Consider the following 20381-nt stretch of genomic DNA (forward strand, 5'->3'; position numbering starts at 1 on the left):
ATTAGCATAGCGCCATCCGGCATTTTTTTATGCGGCTTTTTTCTCTTTCGACGGTAAGAAGCCTTCAAGGACAATCAATGCCGCACCGATACAGATCGCCGTATCGGCAAGATTGAATGTCGCGAAATGCCAGTCACCGACGTAAAAGTCAATCATATCAACCACGAAGCCGTGCCACAGGCGGTCGAACAGGTTGCCCAGCGCACCGCCAATGATTAACGCATACGCGATGTTGTTTAGCTTCTGCGTCGCCTTCGAGCGATACATCATCACCATCAGGATAACGCAGATACCAATGGCGATACCGGCAAAGAACCAACGTTGCCAACCACCGCTATCGGCTAAGAAGCTAAACGCCGCACCATAGTTACGCGCGTAGTGCAGATTAAGCGACGGGAACAGCGACACCGTATCCCCCAGAGCAAAGTTCTGGAGGATCAGGTATTTGCTGCCTAAATCGATAATCAGCACGACTACCACCAGCCACAGCCAGCGTAGTCCTGTTGAACAAAGAGGCTTACTCATCAGGCAAACTTACGTTGTTCGCCATCACCGGCGATGTTGCTGACACAGCGTCCGCAGATATCTGCATGTTCCGCCACCTGGCCGACATCGGTAGTGTAATGCCAGCAGCGCGGACATTTCTCACCTTCGGCTTTGCTCAGTACGATTTTCAGACCTTTAAGCAGTTCGCTCTGCTGAGCGTCAGCAGGAGCCGCTGCATAATCCGCAACCGTCGCACCGGAGGTCAGCAGAACAAAGCGCAACTCTTCGCCCAGCGCGGTCAGTTTCGCCGCCAGTTCTGGTTCAGCGTACAGAGTAACCGCCGCTTCCAGCGAACCACCGACTTTCTTATCCGCACGTGCCTGCTCGATGACCTTGTTCACTTCGCCGCGCACTTTCAGCAACTCGTCCCAGTAGGCATCGTTCATCGCTTCGGTTTCGCCTAAGCCAAACAGACCTTCGTACCATTCACCGGTAAAGACGTACTTCTCACGATCGCCCGGCAGGTAACCCCAGATTTCATCAGCGGTGAAGGACATGATCGGCGCCATCCAGCGTACCAGCGCTTCTGCAATATGGAACAGCGCAGTCTGGCAACTACGACGCGCCACACTGTCCGCTTTCGCGGTGTACTGACGGTCTTTGATGATGTCGAGGTAGAACGAACCCATTTCTACGGAGCAGAAGCGCATCAGGCGCTGTACTACTTCGTGGAAGTCATAGGCTTCATAAGCTTTCAGGATCTCTTCCTGCGCCGCTTGTGCACAACCTACCGCCCAGCGATCCAGCACCACCATCTCTTCCGGTTTCACCATATCTTTTACCGGATCGAACCCGTTCAGGTTCGCCAGCAGGAAGCGTGCGGTGTTACGGATACGACGATAGCTGTCGGCAGCACGTTTCAGGATTTCGTCAGAAACGGCCATTTCGCCGGTATAGTCGGTAGAAGCGACCCACAGACGCAGAATATCCGCGCCCAGTTTGTTCATTACGTCCTGCGGGCTTACGGTGTTACCGATAGACTTGGACATTTTGCGACCCTGACCATCAACGGTGAAACCGTGGGTCAGTACCTGACGGTATGGCGCTTTGCCCTTCATTGCAGTGGAGATCATCAGAGAAGACATGAACCAGCCGCGGTGCTGGTCAGAACCTTCCAGATACATATCTGCCGCATGGCCTGCAAACTCAGGACGCACGTCCACAACGGATGAGTGGGTTGAACCGGAGTCGAACCACACGTCCAGCGTATCCGGGACTTTGACATACTGGTCAGCTTCATCGCCGAGGATATCTTTCGGGTCGAGATCCCACCACGCCTGGATGCCGTCAACTTCAACGCGTTTGGCCACTTCTTCCATCAGTTCGATAGCACGCGGATGCAGCTCTTCGGTGTCTTTGTGAACAAACAGAGACATCGGCACACCCCACGTACGCTGACGGGAGATACACCAGTCAGGACGGTTGGCAACCATCGATTCAATACGTGCCTGGCCCCAATCCGGGATCCATTGCACGCCTTTGATCTCTTTTAGCGACTGCGCGCGCAGACCTTTCTGATCCATGCTGACGAACCACTGCGGAGTCGCACGGAAGATGATCGGCGATTTGTGGCGCCAGCAGCACGGGTAGCTGTGCTGCATCTTCTCAACGTGCAGCAGAGCGCCTTTATCGTTCAGCAGCGCAACGATTTTGTCGTTGGCTTTAAAGACGTTCACACCGTCCAGATCCGGATAGGTACCCGCCAGATATGCGCCGTCCGGGCCAACCGGGTTAGCGATTTCCAGACCGTATTTCTGGCTAATGACGTAGTCATCCGGACCGTGGCCGCCGGCGGTATGGACCGCACCGGTACCCGCATCCAGCGTAACGTGATCGCCAAGAATAGCCGGCACGTCAAAGCCCATAAACGGATGGGTAAAGCGCAGCAGTTCCAGCTCGGCGCCTTTTACGGTGCCCAGAATAGTGTATTCAGCCGCACCAATACGCTGCATGACGCTTTCAACCAGATCCTTCGCCAGAATCACAGCCTGCCCGTCAATCTGCACCAGCGCATAGTCAAAATCAGGCGCCAGAGAGATTGCGCGGTTCGCCGGTAACGTCCACGGGGTGGTAGTCCAGATAACCAGTGAGATCGGGCCATTGACGTCAGAAACGCTAAATTTCGCTTTTACCGCGTCCTGATCGGCGGCGTGGAACGCAACGTCGATGGACGGGGAGGTTTTGTCATAATACTCAACTTCCGCTTCCGCCAGCGCGGAACGGCAATCAACGCACCAGTGCACCGGCTTCGCACCTTTGTGCAGGTGACCGTTACCGATGATTTTACCCAGCGCACGAATGATGTTGGCTTCAGTTTTGAAGTCCATGGTCAGGTACGGATGCGACCAGTCGCCCAGCACGCCAAGACGGATAAAGTCTTTACGCTGACCGTCAACCTGCGTCGCTGCATATTCACGGCATTTGGCGCGGAACTCAGCGGCGGTGAACTTCTCGCCCGGCTTGCCGTATTCCTGCTCTACTTTCAGCTCGATAGGCAGACCGTGGCAGTCCCAGCCCGGAACGTAAGGCGAGTCGAATCCCGTGAGTCCTTTGGACTTCACGATAATGTCTTTCAGAATCTTGTTAACCGAGTGACCAATATGAATGCTGCCATTCGCATAAGGAGGGCCATCATGCAGAATGAAGGTTTTTTTGCCTTTTTTGGCCGCACGAATGATGCCGTACAGGTCATCATCAGTCCAACGCGCCAGCATTCCCGGTTCACGCTTGGCGAGATCGCCGCGCATCGGGAACCCTGTTTCCGGCAAATTCAGGGTTGATTTATAGTCACTCATCAGATTCTCGGTTCCGTATTTAAAACTCGTATAGGCATTAAGCCGGTTTTGTTAGCCCAAAAAATTCACGGGCAGTCAACTCATCACGCGCAATCTGCGCTTTTAGTTCATCCAGCGAGGCAAATCGCTGTTCGCTGCGTATTTTTTTACGCAGTACTACATCTATATGGCGACCATACAGGTCCATTACAACGTCCAATAGATGCACTTCCAACTGTTGGCGTACGCCTGCTACCGTCGGGCGTGTGCCGATGTTGGCGACGCCGGGGAAAGGTTTATCACCCAGCCCCATTACTTCAACCGCATAAACCCCTTTCACCGGAGAGACCTGGCGACGAAGCGGTAAGTTTGCCGTCGGAAAACCGATAGTGCGCCCTAACTCGTCACCGTGAACTACGCGTCCTGAGATAGTAAAAGGATGCCCAAGCAGGCTTTCGGCCAGTTGCAGGTTATCTTCCGCCAGCGCCTGACGTACCGCGGTACTGCTGATGCGCACACCGCCTTCACAGAAGGTTTGAGTGCTGGTGATATCAAAACCATACTCAGCGCCCGCTTCCTGTAATAACAAGAAATCGCCCGCACGGCTAGCGCCAAAGCGGAAATCATCACCAACGGCAAGAAATTGTACACCAAGGCGCTTCACCAGCAGATCGCTGATGAAGGTCTGCGCCGTTAATGCCGCGAAGCGCCTGTCAAAACGCACGCACAGCACGTAATCAACGCCGCACTCCGCCAGATAACGCAGTTTTTCCCGCAGACGGGTGAGGCGCGCAGGTGACTTGTCCGTCGCAAACAGCTCCAGCGGCTGCGGCTCGAAAATCATCACCATCACCGGTAAATTGCGTTTGCGCCCTTCTTCCCGTAAGCCTTGCAGCAACGCACGATGGCCACGGTGCACGCCGTCGAAATTACCAATAGTCAGCACACACCCATGCGGGGCCTGACTGAGATTATGTATGCCTCGTATCAGCTTCATGTCTGGCTCAAAACAGTGAAAATCGTGAAAGTATACCCTGTACCGCGTTCAACGTTAACCGGCGATTGTTTCTACGAAACAGAAAGAGGATGGTTTTCATCGTTATGAAACAAATTGACGCCCTTCACGGGCACACCAATGCAATTTTTCTCGTGGAAAGGCTGTATTCACGCCCCGCAAGCTGGTAGAATCCTGCGCCATCACTACGCAACGAGTGCTGCAATTTAAACGGCGCTTATTTGCACAAATCCATTGACAAAAGAAGGCTAAAAGGGCATATTCCTCGGCCTTTGAATTGTCCATATAGAACACATTTGGGAGTTGGACCTTGGCTAATATCAAATCAGCTAAGAAGCGCGCCGTTCAGTCTGAAAAGGCCCGCAAGCACAACGCTAGCCGTCGCTCTATGATGCGTACTTTCATCAAGAAAGTATACGCAGCTATCGAAGCTGGCGACAAAGCTACTGCACTGAAAGCATTTAACGAAATGCAACCGATCGTGGACCGTCAGGCTGCTAAAGGTCTGATCCACAAAAACAAAGCTGCACGTCATAAAGCAAACCTGACTGCACAGATCAACAAACTGGCTTAATCGCCTGCTTGTTGTCGCTTTGTGAAAAAACCCGCGTAAGCGGGTTTTTTTATGCCCGTCGTTTGCAGCCGGATTCGACAGCAACCGTCATTCACTAGGCATTGAGCTGATAGTCTCTGTCTGGCCGAAGGTGGATAACCGCCCCAAGAGATATCGAGAGATGCGTGAAAACGGCTGGCCACGGAACAGAATTCCGGTATTTATCCGCGAAGGTGGTCAGTACCGGAATTTATTAAAGCAGTGGAATCCTTCCGGCTGTAGGCAACCACCGCAGCCGGAAGCATTACGACGATCAGGCTGATTGCAGCTTAAATAATGCCGAGTAGTCCGCATTGCAAATACGCTGCACCGCTGGATGCTGGATCATTCTTTCCGCAAATATGGCGTGATACTCCTCCATCACATTCTCTACGCGTCCAATTTCAACAATTGAATCATCGGCATAGAAATTGTGGGAATAAAGCGTAGGCGCAACAAAAATAGCGTTATGCGTTGCGCCGAACGCTTTCATCAGCGCGGCATCATCAAACTCGCCAAGGATTTCAACGTTCAGCCCTTGTGAGTTAATCCAGTTCAACAGCTTACGCCCGAGCATCGAACGGCGCCCTGGGATCAGCAATCGACGCTCTTCGAGGCAGGCCGGAAATGGTTTCTCAGGCAATGGCTGGGTGCACCAAAAGCTCACGCTGCATTCGCCAATCCGCACTGAGAACAACCCTTCCTGCTGCGTAGAATCGATCGGGCAGTCGGAGATAATCATATCCAGTTTATGCTGGCTGAGCTGATCCAGCAGCATCTCGTGCGTTGATTCAAAACAACGCAGATGGATTTGTTCATCTTCAACGACTGCAGCATTCAGCACGCTGCTAACCAGCTGTTTGGACAACGCATCCGCCACGCCGACATCGAACAGTAAATTCGACTCTTTGCGATAGTTCACGATATCCAGCATTTCCTGGCTTAACGTGAACATCTTATCCGCATAACGAAAAACCAATTCGCCTAATTCGCTGGGCTCCAGTCCACGCCCCTTCCGCTTGAACAACTTTCCCTGTAAGCGTTCCTCAAGCGCTTTAATCTGCCCGGTAATGGTCTGCGGTGTCAGATAAAGCGCCTCTGCTGCACCAACCACCGATCCTTCTTTATATACATGCCAAAAGTAGTACAGGTGGTTGTAGTTTATATGAGACATACACTCTCCCTGAAAATTGTCACGAAAGGGTTATCCCGTCAGGCTGCTGCATTCAACCGGGTGCGTAACCAGCAGTAACCTATTACCGCCGACAGCAAAGAACCGATCAGGATCCCCAGTTTCGCCCAGTTAATCAGCTCAGGATCGACGGTCCCAAACGCCAGGCTGGCGATGAAAATCGACATCGTAAAGCCAATGCCGCACAGAATACCGACCGCCATAATTTGCTGGAAATTCGTTCCCTCCGGCAATTGCGCCATCCTGAAGCGTAACGCCAGCCAGCAAAAGAGGCTGATACCCAGTGGTTTCCCGATTAACAGGCCAGCAATGATCCCCAGCGGTAACACCGAAGTCAGTCCATCAATGGTGACGCCCTGCAGTGAGACGCCCGCGTTAGCGAAGGCAAACAACGGTAGGATCAGGTATGCCACCCACGGGTGCAGAACATGCTCCAGACGCTTCGCCGGCGAACGCCCGTGTTTTTCCTTCAACGGGATGAAGAAACCGACGATCACGCCCGCCAGAGTTGCATGCACGCCAGACTTCAGTACGGCCGTCCACAGCACTACGCCAACCAGAATATAAATACCGGTACGTCTTACACCGCACAGATTCAATGCTGCCAGGATAAGGATCGCGCACGCGGCAACGCCCAGCGACAGCAGCGAGAGATCGCTGGTGTAGAACAACGCGATGATCACAATAGCGCCGAGGTCATCGATTATCGCCAGCGCCATCAGGAAGATTTTCAACGCCAGCGGGACACGGCTGCCCAACAGCGCCAGCACGCCTAATGCAAAAGCGATATCCGTTGCCGCCGGGATCGCCCAACCCTCACGGGTGATAGGGTCAGCATAGTTGAATGCCAGATACAGCAGCGCCGGGACAATCATGCCCCCGATAGCGGCAATGATCGGAAACGCCGCCTGGCGCAGACTGGCCAGCGAACCTTGCATTAACTCACGCTTCACTTCCAAACCGATCAACAGGAAGAACACCGCCATCAACGCGTCATTGATCCACAGCAGCATATTTTTGTTGATCTCAAGCGCGCCAACCCGCAGTTGAACGGGCGTTTCCAGAAAGGCGTGGTACCATCCACTGGTAACCCCGATATTTGCCATCAGCATAGCAACCACGGCAGCGATGATCAGAATGATGCCCCCCGAGGCGTCACTACTAAAAAAACGATGCAGATGTTTCACTTTTATTCTCTCTATTGGGTGAATACTTCGTAAATACTATCTTACACCTTCAGAAAGCTCGTTAAAATTAGATTATTCATGATGAATAGATCGGTTTTTACGAATAAAAAAGCCCGAACAGATGTCGGGCATAGAGCGCAAAACACTGAGACCTAATCAGGCATACAGTCCCATTTTATAAACGCGGAAACTGGTGATGTCATAGCGATAGCCTACGCCATTCACTTCCTCGTTTTTATAGTAACCAGAGGTCATTGTCGCCTCAAAAAGCACCGACTTGGTTACCGGTTCAATTTCTTGCAGAAGCAAATTCCCCAATGCTTCATTTCCTTCCTGCGGGTCAATAATGTCGCTATCCCCCGGCTGGCAAGAGATAGCTCGGCCATTTTCGTCAAATGTGCAATCGCCGAAATGCACAACGATGTTGCCATTCTGCAACACCTCTTTGGCGCTTACACAACTACTATAACCGCGAGCTCCCAACTCCTTACCGTATTCAAAAGGGCGCATTACCGTCATTGCGTTCAAATCAACGATAAAGTGTACAACCCGGCTGTAATTATCTGGTGGAAGCAGGCTTTTACTATCAACACGAGAGCGATAGTTACCATTGTCGAATACCATAAATTCGACCATTCCTGGTTCGTCATTAGCCACTTCCGTCACATTGTGTTGTCCCCACGACCAAAAATCACGGTTTGCCGCATCCACATCATCCTGATTGCTGAAGTCATAAAGAGGGACACCATCACTGTCGACCGGAGTCAGAAGGTAAGGCTTATACTCCTCGCTCCAATCTTCATGCGTGGACATAATAAACTGCAGCGATTCAGTCTCGAGGCTGATGCCAAAAACAGCGCTCTGATGACGCCCTGAAGCGATCAGCAAACTATTCGTTTCATTAACATAGCTTTGGTTGATATGCAGCCAGTCCTGAGCGGTCGGATCTTCACCAGGTGCCGTCCCCGTTGGTCTCGCTGTACGTGAGGTATCAAGAATAGCGGCCATGTCGTAATAGGCAATTTCCAGCCCGGTAGATAAATCCACAACTGAGACGCCATCTTCATTAGTCTTCAGTGAATCTGGTCTGCCCGAGGTATATTCGGAAGGCGCGACGATGGTATTACTGTCCCATTGCCAAATTGAGTGGTGGAATTGGTTATCCAGAATATAAAAAGTATACAGCCGTCCCATCATGTCGAACTCATACATCTCAAGGTAGGTGTTTTTAGCTTCTGATGTAGCCAAGAAATGACCGTTATCAATGCGCACCAAATTGAATGACGGGAAGTCCTGTGTCACGTACCAACGCACCACACCATCCTGATCCAGAGCATAGTTATAGCGGTCGAAATGCGTAATGAAATAGCAGCCCGGCGCAATCAGGTCGGCGTCAGTCACTGGTTGAGTCACATTGATAACAGGAAACCCTAACTGCACATCTGCAGAATCCGTTGCAGGTAAAGGTTGGGTTGCTATCGTATAAGTGGCGATAACGACTTCATCAACCAAAATAGCCAGTTGGTTATCGACATCTGCCACTAGGCCAAGTACAGGCAGCAGATTCGCCCCCACATTCAACGTAAAATCTTGCACGACTTGTATCGCGCTTTGCGCCAGATCCTGAATTTTCAGCGTTACAGTACGTTCTTCAGCACTCCAAACACCGGCATATGCACTTAAAGGGGCTGTACCATAAGGGTTTAGAACAATGACCGCATTTTCCAACGTATTCTCATCAGTGATCCGAGCCAGACAATCTTGATAAACAGCTGTATGACTGAGAACCATCTCATTATTGCTGTCAATCTCCTGATTAACAGCGGGACGAGGTGTAGGCAACTTAATATCGGGGGAAATAATCTTTTTCATTATGCGTGTCCAATTTATTCATTTCATCGTTCCACAGCGGAACAACAAAATAAATACACTGGGGATGTATCAATCAGGCAATCAAAAAGTATCAATTAATATCAATAAAAACATTCCGTTATCGCATTATATTTTTATTATATTCAAATTTTAAATAATTCAGTACGACCGTAACATTGGCAGGAGACAGGCGGCTAAGCTGAAAGAAAAACGGATGCGTATGCAAAAACTGAATAAATTTAGTGCTGCCCGTTAAGGTAGCGTAGCGTAGCATACTCGTTTTTTTATTTCCTGTGAGGTTACATACGGCTTTAGAGTAACCGCGTGTTGAGAAGGCTCGCCAGACATTATTACGTATTCCGCCACTAAGGAACACTCGATAAGGAAAGTCTTTATCCGGAGGTGAAACCCCCATTTCTCTTACAAATGATATATGACAACGACCTTGCCGCACAGATTGCAGATTAGCCATCATACATCCTCCTAATATAAAACACTCATGATCGATGTCGTGCTGAACATTGAGGGAGTGCTCATCCGTAAGCTCTTTGACCAGCTCAAAATGCCGGTACGCGGGAAGAACCGGTTTTACCAACATCCCGGGATCGTTTTTGTAAAGCGTGGCGGGACCATAGTCGATATCAAATAGGGTATTTCGCCGCATCGTCATGAGTTCTTTGCGTTGGACAAGGTGCGCTAACGTCCCAGGCGGCAGACGTTCCTCGTATTCAGAAATGTACTGATATTCGTTTTCGACAGGCTGCGTGGAATAATTAGTTGTCACAGCGATAACCCTGCCACTGCTCTCTTCTGCCGTAACCAGAGCATACAAACTGTTGTCGCCGCCATTAAATTTAACCCGAAAAGCGCACGTACTCATCGCCAGATCAAACGCAGGAAAAACGAACTCTCGTTCAGCCTCATTTACCTTGCGGGATAATTTTTGTAGCGCACGGTTTAGACCCGTGCTGTCTAATGAAAGTGTCGCTCTAATATCAGACAACGAAGCGCCTTCCTGGATAAGTCTGGCAAGGTTTTCCTGACGGATATCTGCCTTATTTTCTCCTGGGGAAACGAACGTTTTGTGGCACTCAAGGCAGTATAGTCGCGCCTCTCTTTGAGCGGAAAATCCATATTTTTTCAGTGATGAACTACCGCAGCCAGGACAAGCTTTAATCAATCCCTTCCAGGCCTGGTTTGCCGACTGACGGAAGAGATTGAGCGAGTACTCAGAAATGATGGGGAACAAAAATCCACATTCTCTACACAGAATCTCCTTCCCTTGGGTTAAATAATCCGGACTATTTAATATACCCATATTTTTACAAGTAGGTGTTTTACAGGCATCAACATTGATTCGAGAAAACATATTCACTCCCTGCGAATATTACTATCACACAAATATTGTTTTTATCTCTGCTGGCGAAATATTATTTTCATAGAGCGTTTTCATCGCCCCCATCGCTAGTGCAGTATGGGAAAAAAACAACTGATAACCAGCACATAAAAAGTTCTGATTCGATACTCCTGAGACTGAGGGGAGAAATCGGTGTTTAGGACATCCCCCATTGCAAGCAAACCGCCACTGACAGGAGTAACATTCTTGCGCCATGGTACGGCTTTTATCATTGCCGAATTGCCGATTTTGCTCACTATTGTTCATCGCACGCACCGTTGTATGCTGAATATTCCCTAGTTTGTACTGCGGATAGACAAAGTGATCGCAGTTATAAACATCACCATTCATTTCCATTGCGAATGCACTGCCGCACGTTGGAGAAAACACGCACACATGCGGAGGTAATCCGCACCAGGCAGCCAGCGTCTGCTCAAATATCTGTATGCCAATATTACCAATATCCTCACGGATCCAGATATCAAAAATAGCATTGAGAAAATGGCCGAATTCAAGTGAGTCAACGGACCACGGCATCATTTTCGTTTGTTTATCACAGGGTGCAGCCAACTCGGCATCGCTGTTGTCACTACGCCTCTCTACTAATGGAATAAACTGCATATACTGGCTACCAATGCTTTTCAGATATTGGTAAACCTGCAGTGGATGAGACATATTAGTGTGGTTAACCACCGTCAGCGTATTAAACTCAACCCCGTGACGTACCAGGCGTTTAATGGCCTGCTCCACTTTCTCATGTGTTGGTTTACCCGAACGAGTAACACGCCATTCATCATGTAGCGCGGCGTCACCGTCAACAGAAATCCCCACCAGAAAATCATTCTTCTTGAAAAACTCAGCCCATTCTTCGTCGATCAAAACACCATTAGTCTGAAAGGTATTTACTATGGTTCTCCCCTCAGCGTAACGCTGCTGAAGTTCAATCGCCCGCTGGTAAAACGCGCGCCCCATCAGAGTCGGTTCTCCACCTTGCCATGCAAAAATGACGTCATCCACATCCTGTGCGGCAATGTGTTGCTTGATGAATAATTCAAGCATTTCATCTGACATTTTGAAATTTGCTTTTCTGTCTGGATAGAGCTTCTCTTTTTCCAGGTAAAAACAGTATTTGCAGTCCAGATTGCATACTGATCCTGTCGGCTTAACCATTACCTGACAACTTTTCCTTTGCATCACGGAGGTCCATAAATAAAAGAACCCGGCTCAGCATAAAAACACTGAGCCAGGCGGGCATAGCCCTAAGTGGCATACTCTATTTTTTTGTTGTTATCCGATTAACCCCAGGTTACTGGCGTCGGTTTTTCACCTCGGGCTTTCATTAAGGAATCGTTATCAATATCCTTTTTGTACTTCAGGAACTTACCGTACAGTTGTTTTTCGATATCAGGCTGCTTGCCAATCTGATTAAGGGTTTCAAAACGATCTTTTTTCAGGTTGTAGAGGTATTTAGGTTTATTTTCGCGATTGATGATCATTTTCCAGTCACCATCGCGAATAGCCCACTCATCCGTTGGATCATCCTGGAATGGCATATCAATACCAAAAATGAGTGGCTTCTGACGCGCTAACGTTTTCTGTTCCAGTAATGGCACCAGAGACTGCCCATCGTAGGTACGATCTGTTGGCAGTTTAAAATCCATCATATTTGCCAGCGTCGGCATCCAGTCGAGACCATAAACCGGCGTATCCGTTACCATCCCCTGCGGAATATGTTTACCATACTTGATGATTGCCGGAACACGGATGCCGCCTTCCCACAAATTGTCTTTACGACCGCGAAGCCCATCCGTTTCGCCCGCCAGGTTCAGTTCATACACTTTACGAGCCTCGCGTGTGACCGGTCCGTTATCGCTGGTAAAAATGACAATGGTGTTATCTTCTTCACCCATTGCCTTAATCTTATCCATTACTTTACCGACCTGGGCATCCATATAGCTGATATTGGCGTAATATTCTCCCGTGCCGCGCCACGGTTTATCAGCCCAATCTCCGTAGAACAGATCCGGATGCTGTTTCTGGTAGTCGCTCATGTTTTGTGAATACATATCGAGATACTTTTTCGGCGATGCCAGTGGGCTATGAACTTCTGTGAAGGCGACGTATAAGAAAAACGGCTTATCATCTTTCTTATTGTCCAACCACTTCACGACTTCAGAGCTTACTAATTCTCCACTGAAGGTCTCCGCTCTGCCAATCGGCTTGCCATTACGCACAAAACCGGTTGGATGTACCATGCCATGACGCGGGCGCTCTGTTGCGGTATCTAAAGTTGAGTCCGTTACGAACCCGGCAGCATTCACCAGAGTGTAATCGAATCCCATATCGTTCGCTTGCGGCTGATCGGTGCGATCTCCTCCGGCATTCAGGTGTAATTTGCCCATTATCGCCGTGTCGTAGCCCTGCTCTTTCAGCAGATTAGCAATCGTCAATTCATTGCGCCCTAATGCGACGTCTTTCCCTTCAGGGATCCATGAGCGTATCCCGGTACGAAACGGCATACGCCCCGTTAATAAACCAGCACGAGAAGGAGAACACAGCGGCGCAGGTGCATAGTAGTCGGTAAATTTCACCCCTTCCTGCGCCAGCTTGTCGATATTAGGTGTTTGGACGATTTGATGGCCATAAGTCGCGAGATCGCCATAGCCTAAATCGTCTGCAAGAATGATGACTAAGTTAGGACGTTTATCCGTAGCAGCCTGCGCGGTTGACGATACGCTTCCGGCACATAAGGCCAGTCCGATCATACTGGCAACAACAGTTCTTTTCATTTCAACTCCTTTGAATTATCACATCACCAATTACGCAATAAACTTGCCAAAAGGCTTAATATTTTCGGTTGATTTCTGGCACTCACTATTACATCAGCATGCAATAAAGAGTGATTGAAAAAAAATAAAGAAACAAATACATTCACAGACGCTATATTAATAATTAAAGTATCATTTTTATTTATATAAACTTACCAGAAAATTCTATTAAAAAACTGCACAATAACAAGTGACGAAGATCCCAAACACCTCCCTCACCCTCTCTATATCTCGTTAATGTCAGCATATGTTGTTTTCTCGGCACTAAGTTGCTAATAGCGAATAAGTCATACAAAAAGAATATCAAAAGCATCGATAAAAAATATTCGCGTTACTCCGGTAACACGCCTTATATTCAAAAAAACATAAAGTTAGCATAAAAAAACAACACCTCCCGACACTTTCTCAAATTAATATTCGAACACTGGTATTTTTGCGACACCTATCACTCACAAACAAAACATCAACCAATAGACTTCCTTTTTTTCAAAAGCATTACACTTTATTATTTTCTTTACCTCACGGAGCTGAGCATGAACAAAAAATACATTAATAGTCTACTTGGTGCATGCCTTATCTTAGCCTGTTTTAATGGTCATTCAGCTGAACTAAAACGCGTATATGGGAAAATTAGTCTCGGGTATGGTGACTGGAATAAAGGTTTCGTAAACGTCGATCGTGGTGAAGTGTGGAAAGCGGTGGCTGATTTTGGCGCCGTTTTCGACAGAGGTGAATTTGCTTCATTTTACGAAATGAACGTTCTCAACCATCCAGTCGAAGGACGGAACCACGTTACTCAGTTTCTCGGACATTATCGTCCGATAGAAGGTTCTGATTTTACGTTGATGACCAAACTCTATATGTCGATGGAGAACACGTTTGGTGATGAATTGAATATGATGTATGGGGTCGGCTACCTTGGTCTGGTAGAAAAATCATGGTTCATTAAACCCTATGTGGCTATACACAATTTATCCAACGACTATACGTCAAAAAAATACGGTCAGGCTACTGGCCTTAACGGATATGTACTTGGTTGGGTTGCGGCATATAATTTTGAAATGTTTAACGAAAAATTTGCTGTTTCCAACTGGAATGAAATTGAAATGGATCGTAATGATGCCTATGCAGAGCAACAAGGTGGACATACTGGTCTGAATGGCGCAGTGACTTTCACATGGAAATTTATACCTAGCTGGACTGCATCGGTATCCTATCGTTACTTTAATAATAAATTAGGTTATAAAGATTATGGTGACCGTATGAATTATATGATTGGCTTCGAGTTCTGATTACTATCAAAATAAATAAAGAAGAAATAACCCAGTTTGAAACTCTGCATCCGATATATCAGATGCGGTGAGGTGTAATTGTCAATATATCGAATAAATGGAATATGAATATGAATGTGAAGAATAAATTCTCGCTGTCCCTCTTGTCTTTATGTATTGGTTTATCATCTGCTATAACCTTTACTGCAGATGCCAGAGACATTACCATTTACTACACAAATGATTTGCATGCTCACGTTACACCGGGGATTATTCCTTCTGTGTCGAAGACACGTGAGGTAGGAGGATTTGCTCCTATCTCTAAAATAGTTAAGGATGCCAAAGAAAAAGATAAAGATGTTTTTTTCTTTGATGCAGGTGACTATTTTACTGGCCCTTATATCAGCACCTTAACAAAAGGTGAAGCCATTATCGATATTTTGAATACCATGCCCTATGATGCCGTTTCGGTAGGAAATCATGAGTTTGACCATGGACATGAAAATCTAGTCACACAACTGAGTAAACTTAAATTTCCGGTACTGCTCAACAACGTGTTTTACAGCAATAGTGATAAACCATTAATTAAAACACCTTATACCATCGTCGAAAAAAATGGTTTGAAAATTGGTGTTATTGGGATGCACGGCGTTTCGGCATTTTATGAAGCAATTGCCGCAGGCGTCCGTGAAGGTGTTGACTGCCAGGATCCCGTACCGTATGTGAAGAAACAACTGGAAGAATTGAAAGGGAAAGTTGACCTGACAGTACTGCTCGCGCATGAAGGTGTACCGGGTCGTCAATCCAGCGGTGGTGATGAAGACGTTGCCCGTGCGCTGAAAGCTGACGTTGAAATGGCTAAAACGCTTGAAGGCTACGGGTTGAACGTACTGATCACCGGCCATGCCCATAAAGGTACTCCAGAACCCATTAAAGTCGGCGATACGTTGGTGGTTTCAACTAATGCCTACACGATTGAGTTAGGCAAGTTAGTCCTCGACTGGAACCCTGAAACCAAAAAAGTGGATAGCTACAATGGTAAGCTAATCACGATGTACGCAGATACCTATAAGCCTGATCCGCAAACACAGGCAAAAATCGATGAGTGGAACAATAAAGTTAAGAAAATTACCGACAGAGTCGTCGCCTACTCACCTGAGATTTTGACCCGTTCTTATGGTGAATCTGCTACTACAGGTAATTTAATTACTGATGCTTTGATGTATAAGGTACCTTACGCCGATGCCTCATTCTATAATGCTGGCGGTATTCGTTCCGAATTACCCAAAGGCAACATTACATATGGTGATGTATTGAGCATGTATCCATTCACTAATGATGTAATGAGTGTGGAGATCAGCGGTAAAGATCTCAGGTCAATTATGTCTCATGCCGCAGATTTGAAAAATGGGACGCTACACGCGTCAAAAACGGTACAGTTTAAATACGACAGCACAAAACCGTTGGGGCAGCGTATTGTTTCGTTTAATATTAAAGGAAAACCGGTAGAAGACAGTCAATTTTATACTATTGCTCTGGATTCTTTTATCGGGAAAGGCGGTGGTGGATTTAGTTTCACCAATAGTAAAAATGTTAAATACATTAAGGGATTACAAACCGCTCAGGCAATAATCGATTACATGGAGCATGTGAAGAACATTGTTCCTGATCACACAATGCGTGTTGACGATATTAGCAAATGATTTTTTAGTAAGATCATTTAATACATAATGCGGCCACAATCATGGCCGCATTCATTTTTACTTATCAAAATAATGGCAGTTTATAAACTCTGAAAGCAGAAATATCATAACGATAATCATCACCATTTACTTCAGCATTTTTATAATAACCTGACGTTACCGTCGCCTCAAAAAGAAGCTGTTTCGTCTGCTTATTGATCTCTTGTAATACCAACATCCCCAGCGCCTGACTTCCATCTTGCGGATCCACAATATCACTGTATCCCGGTTGGGCAGATAGAGGACGACCATTTTCATCCATGGTACTTGCACCAAAATGGATGACCAGATTACCATTGCTCAATAAATGCTTGGCACTTACGAAGCTGCTGTAGCCCCTGCTACCAACTTCATCTTTCCCATATTCATACGAGCGTGTTACCGTCATCGTGTTTAGATCAATTCTAAACTGAACTACCCGGCTAAAGTTATCCTTTGGCAACAAGCTCCTGGCATCGTCTCGAGAACGATAATTTCCATTGTCAAAAACTAAAAACTCCAGAATACCGATCTCGGCATTTGGAATCTCTACGATATTATGCTGCCCCCATGTCCAGAAATTACTGTTCGCTAAATCAATTCCATCTTGAGTAGAAAAATCAAACAGCGGATTACCTGACTCATCGACTGGTGTCAGCAAGTATTCCTCAAAGTCGGAGGCCCAGTCTTCATGATCGGCCATAATAAAACGCAGTTGGCCCGAGTCGACATCAACACCGAAGATGGCACTTTGGTGACGCCCTGATGAAACCAGCACATTATTGGTTGTGTTAATATAGCTCTGATTGATATGCAGCCAGTCATCCATCGTAGCCGATTGACCCGGTGCACTTCCTGATGGACGTGGCGAACGAGAATAGTCCATCACTTTTAACATGTCATAATAAGCAACCTCAAGCCCTGAAGTGAGATCGATAATGGAAACACCATCTTTACCTGTTGAGTAATCATCTGGACGTCCATTAGTATATTCCGAGGGGGCAATAGCCAGATTGTTCTCTAATGGCAGAATAGAGTGATGAAACTCATTATCAAGGAGATAGACTGCATATACTCTGCCCATTACGTCAAATTCGTACATATCCAGGCAGTGATTAATTCCTTGTGACGTAGCCAGGAAATGCCCGCTGTCTGTTCGGACAAAATTATAGGAAGGAATTGCCTGAGAGACATACCAACGAACGATGCCATTTTGATCAAAGGCAAGATTATAGCGATCAAAATATGTTGAAAAATAAAGGCCATCTGCAACTAATGAGGAATCGTCAACTGACTTTGTCACAGTGATGACAGGGAAGCCAAGACTGATATCAGCAGAATCCGATGGCGGCAATGCTGATGGGGTAACCGTGTATTGCCCAACAATCTGCGCACCTGAGATTAAGGTAACGACATTTTCCTCTCCGGCAACCAGACCCGAAACTGGAATCAGGTTTGCACCGGTCTGCATGCTGTAGGTCCAGGATACAGCTACCGTTATCCCCTTGCTATCCTGCACATTAATTTTGATATCTTCATTCAATTTCCCCCAAATACCCAGATATAGGCTTAAAGGTGCCGTACTATAAGGATCTAACGTAACTATGGCATTATCATAATCATTAGTTTCCACCACTGCAGAGAGGAGTGTTTGATAGATTGCATTATGCGAAAGCACCGTTGCGTTATCAACATCAATTTTCTGGTTAACTGGCATACGAGGTTCTGGTTGACTAATTTGTAATTTATTAATTTGCATATCTCTATCCTTTCACAAAAAGTTTTCATTTCCAATCGGCTATATAATCCCGATAGCTGGTAAGATAAACAGAACCGTAGTATTCGTACAAATAACTAGTAATAAAATAATCTAAAAAAACATCTTTATGAAGAAACAAAAAATTTATGTGACTATAAAACCATCTATTAATATGCTATGCCATATATCCCCAAATAAAAGTCTATAAATTGCCATTCAGCCTATGTCAAAAAACTCAATAATGCCTCCCTACCCCCCTAATGGCCAATTAAATAAATAACTCCTATTTAATTTAAAATTAATACAAACTAAAAATATCATAACTTATGTGACACGTATCGTTTTTACATGCAACAGGTATGCATATGTATTGAATAACAGAAAATTTGTATTTAATATTTCTGAACACATTAAACTAACCATGGTATATAAATGACCATTTACATTATTAAAAATAGTTGTATGTATGATAACGCCAGCCATGAATTAAAAAGTAAAGATGGGAAGCGAACTATAAAACTTACTCATATGCGTTCTAAATGTTTAAATTTCATCCTAACTCATGCGCAAGAACTGGTGATAAGGAAAAATCATATTGCGGAAGCATTATGGGAGGACAGGAGTACATTTATAAGTGATGCTAATCTGACTCAACTACTCTATCTGGTCAGAAAAGACCTGAGAATTTTTGGCATTGACAATTTGTTCATTACAATTCCACGTCAAGGAGTACAGATTAATGAAAACATAGAAATAAAATGCTTAAATAGCAAACATCATTTCCTGCAGAAACCGTTTCTGTATTATTATGCAATGATTTTATTTATTACAATAATTCTATATATCACACTAAGATTTTACTTGCTTTAAGTATGGTAATGCCCATGGACGGGCAATACAGCTCACTTAGCAAAAACCTGTGCCAGTTTATCTTTCAACATTTTCAGTACGGGCCCAGCAAAAACCCCTCCCAGCCCTGACAATATGAGTATCATATTTATACCAGCACCTTTATCAAGAGCAATGCCAGAGAGTAAAAAACCTGTAAAACATGAAATAATGACTTGTTTTAAACATCCTGCTATATTTTTTTTCTTTCGTCCCCGGGCTTCTCTCATGAGATAGCTAACGACTCCCCCCCAAGCACTCACGATAATAATCGCAAGAATAGTCTCTAGCTCTATAATATATTTTAAGGCAGGTTCTGAACTTATTATCACTGACATAAATTATCCCGATCATTTATAGATGAATATTTAGATTGCAGTATCACTATCCACTCTCTAAGCACAACATAATATTTGCTTTTTTTATATAAAGATGCATAAACAGGGATTGTTTTAAAAAATATTTCATCAGGCAGTGATAATATTTTAATATTATACCCTCTGGTATATTTAAAAAATGAAGCCAACTCAAGAGGTACAATGCAGATCATATTTGTTGTTTCTACTATATTGACTACCCCTAACATAGAATCGCTGCGATAACCTATTTTACGTTCTGTTCTATGATCAACGCTATTGGTATAAACCATTACTTCCGGAGAGAACATATCAGATTGATATACCGCATGTGAAAAAGTATAAAAATGGTGTAGCGTGATTTGTTCTAAGATTGATAGTGGATTGTCGTTGCCACAAATACAAACATATTGCCTAAAAACGTCAATAAGATGAACTTCAATATCAAAGTTTTTTGGTGGTGAAAGATTAATTAAAATATCACCCACTCCAGAAAGTAACATTTCAGCCAAAGTATCTTCGCTATTTTTATTTACTGCATAATGATTTATTTCATACTTTTCAATTAACTCATCATTCCTAATAAAATGATGGAGATAATAATTCTCTACAATATCACTCCCTAATAAAGTTATTGCTGGAGGATCGTAGTTAATCTTTGAAAGTGAATATGTAGCGTTGATTACATTCACAACATGGCTATAGGCCTTATGGAGTTCCAATCCTTTTTTCGTAGGCGTCAACCCTTTTCGGGTTCGTTCAAAGAGTTTAAATGAATAAATATTCTGTAATCGACTTAACGCCTGAGAAACTGCAGCTGGTGTTATGGATAATCTCTCGGAAGCTCGAGAAGCGTTTCCGGATTCCACAACGGCATTAAATATCTTAATTAAATTGAAGTCAAAATCATTTTCGCGCACAAGCATTTCACTCACCTTTTCTTCTATTAACTGAGCAAAAAATAGAAGAAAATCTTTATTTTAA

15 protein-coding genes and 2 pseudogenes are annotated in these 20381 nt (G+C 45.6%); 4 read left to right on the forward strand and 13 right to left on the reverse strand.

The features are described 5' to 3' along the window. Nucleotides 1–27: 27 nt before the first annotated feature. The 4 genes and pseudogenes from lspA to OGV75_RS05840 form a co-directional block, all read right to left on the reverse strand. Complete coding sequence (gene lspA / locus OGV75_RS05825) at nt 28–525, reverse strand: signal peptidase II (RefSeq protein WP_003018932.1); 498 nt, start codon at nt 523–525, stop codon at nt 28–30. Next, nucleotides 525–3341, reverse strand: a complete 2817-nt coding sequence (gene ileS / locus OGV75_RS05830) for an isoleucine--tRNA ligase (protein WP_286480430.1) — start codon at nt 3339–3341, stop codon at nt 525–527. Before ileS ends, lspA begins: the two co-directional genes overlap by 1 nt. 37 nt (nt 3342–3378) lie before the next feature. Further along, on the reverse strand, nt 3379–4317 hold the full coding sequence (ribF, locus tag OGV75_RS05835; protein WP_016155656.1) for a bifunctional riboflavin kinase/FAD synthetase: 939 nt from the start codon (nt 4315–4317) through the stop codon (nt 3379–3381). A gap of 7 nt (nt 4318–4324) precedes the next feature. Further along, nucleotides 4325–4540 (reverse strand): annotated as a pseudogene (locus OGV75_RS05840) (DUF2575 domain-containing protein). Between the two features lie 105 nt (nt 4541–4645). Here OGV75_RS05840 and rpsT point away from each other — a divergent pair. Together rpsT and OGV75_RS23625 are read left to right on the forward strand one after the other, a co-directional pair. Beyond that, entirely contained in the window at nt 4646–4909 is a 264-nt protein-coding gene (gene rpsT / locus OGV75_RS05845) for a 30S ribosomal protein S20 (protein ID WP_003018940.1), read from the forward strand. Between the two features lie 91 nt (nt 4910–5000). Continuing rightward, nucleotides 5001–5087: pseudogene (locus OGV75_RS23625) on the forward strand (hypothetical protein); the annotation flags it as partial. 114 nt (nt 5088–5201) lie between these two features. Here the strand turns inward: OGV75_RS23625 and nhaR are convergent. From nhaR to OGV75_RS05875, 6 genes are all read right to left on the reverse strand, one after another. Continuing rightward, complete coding sequence (gene nhaR, locus OGV75_RS05850) at nt 5202–6101, reverse strand: transcriptional activator NhaR (protein WP_016151636.1); 900 nt, start codon at nt 6099–6101, stop codon at nt 5202–5204. 38 nt (nt 6102–6139) lie between these two features. Beyond that, nucleotides 6140–7306 (reverse strand): Na+/H+ antiporter NhaA, encoded by a 1167-nt coding sequence (gene nhaA / locus OGV75_RS05855; RefSeq protein ID WP_049042495.1) that lies wholly within the window; start codon nt 7304–7306, stop codon nt 6140–6142. A gap of 156 nt (nt 7307–7462) precedes the next feature. Beyond that, nucleotides 7463–9178: an aryl-sulfate sulfotransferase gene (locus OGV75_RS05860; RefSeq protein ID WP_046274470.1), complete on the reverse strand. Its 1716-nt coding sequence runs from the start codon at nt 9176–9178 to the stop codon at nt 7463–7465. Between the two features lie 118 nt (nt 9179–9296). Then, on the reverse strand, nt 9297–10547 hold the full coding sequence (locus OGV75_RS05865) for an IS1/IS1595 family N-terminal zinc-binding domain-containing protein (protein WP_286480432.1): 1251 nt from the start codon (nt 10545–10547) through the stop codon (nt 9297–9299). A 24-nt stretch (nt 10548–10571) separates the two neighbouring features. Then, entirely contained in the window at nt 10572–11771 is a 1200-nt protein-coding gene (locus OGV75_RS05870; RefSeq protein WP_100250040.1) for an anaerobic sulfatase maturase, read from the reverse strand. 98 nt (nt 11772–11869) lie between these two features. After that, nucleotides 11870–13363 (reverse strand): sulfatase family protein, encoded by a 1494-nt coding sequence (locus OGV75_RS05875; RefSeq protein WP_046275515.1) that lies wholly within the window; start codon nt 13361–13363, stop codon nt 11870–11872. 572 nt (nt 13364–13935) lie between these two features. On the opposite strand from OGV75_RS05875, the gene OGV75_RS05880 reads away from it, so the two are divergent. Continuing rightward, nucleotides 13936–14694 (forward strand): outer membrane protein OmpK, encoded by a 759-nt coding sequence (locus tag OGV75_RS05880; RefSeq protein ID WP_047414475.1) that lies wholly within the window; start codon nt 13936–13938, stop codon nt 14692–14694. A 110-nt stretch (nt 14695–14804) separates the two neighbouring features. Continuing rightward, nucleotides 14805–16376 (forward strand): bifunctional metallophosphatase/5'-nucleotidase, encoded by a 1572-nt coding sequence (locus OGV75_RS05885; RefSeq protein ID WP_103928890.1) that lies wholly within the window; start codon nt 14805–14807, stop codon nt 16374–16376. 64 nt (nt 16377–16440) lie between these two features. Here the strand turns inward: OGV75_RS05885 and OGV75_RS05890 are convergent, their stop codons facing one another. The 3 genes from OGV75_RS05890 to OGV75_RS05900 form a co-directional block, all read right to left on the reverse strand. Then, nucleotides 16441–18153, reverse strand: a complete 1713-nt coding sequence (locus tag OGV75_RS05890; RefSeq protein WP_286480433.1) for an aryl-sulfate sulfotransferase — start codon at nt 18151–18153, stop codon at nt 16441–16443. Nucleotides 18154–19055: 902 nt separating this feature from the next. Then, the gene (locus OGV75_RS05895; RefSeq protein ID WP_046275510.1) at nt 19056–19379 is read right to left on the reverse strand and encodes a phage holin family protein; all 324 of its coding nucleotides are present in this window, start codon (nt 19377–19379) and stop codon (nt 19056–19058) included. Then, entirely contained in the window at nt 19370–20323 is a 954-nt protein-coding gene (locus OGV75_RS05900; RefSeq protein WP_052134130.1) for a LysR family transcriptional regulator, read from the reverse strand. The genes OGV75_RS05895 and OGV75_RS05900 overlap by 10 nt, the downstream gene beginning before the upstream one ends. Nucleotides 20324–20381: the final 58 nt, after the last annotated feature.

The sequence above is a fragment of the Citrobacter sp. Cb028 genome (assembly GCF_030336705.1).
In the GTDB taxonomy this organism is placed as follows: Bacteria; Pseudomonadota; Gammaproteobacteria; order Enterobacterales; family Enterobacteriaceae; genus Citrobacter; species Citrobacter braakii.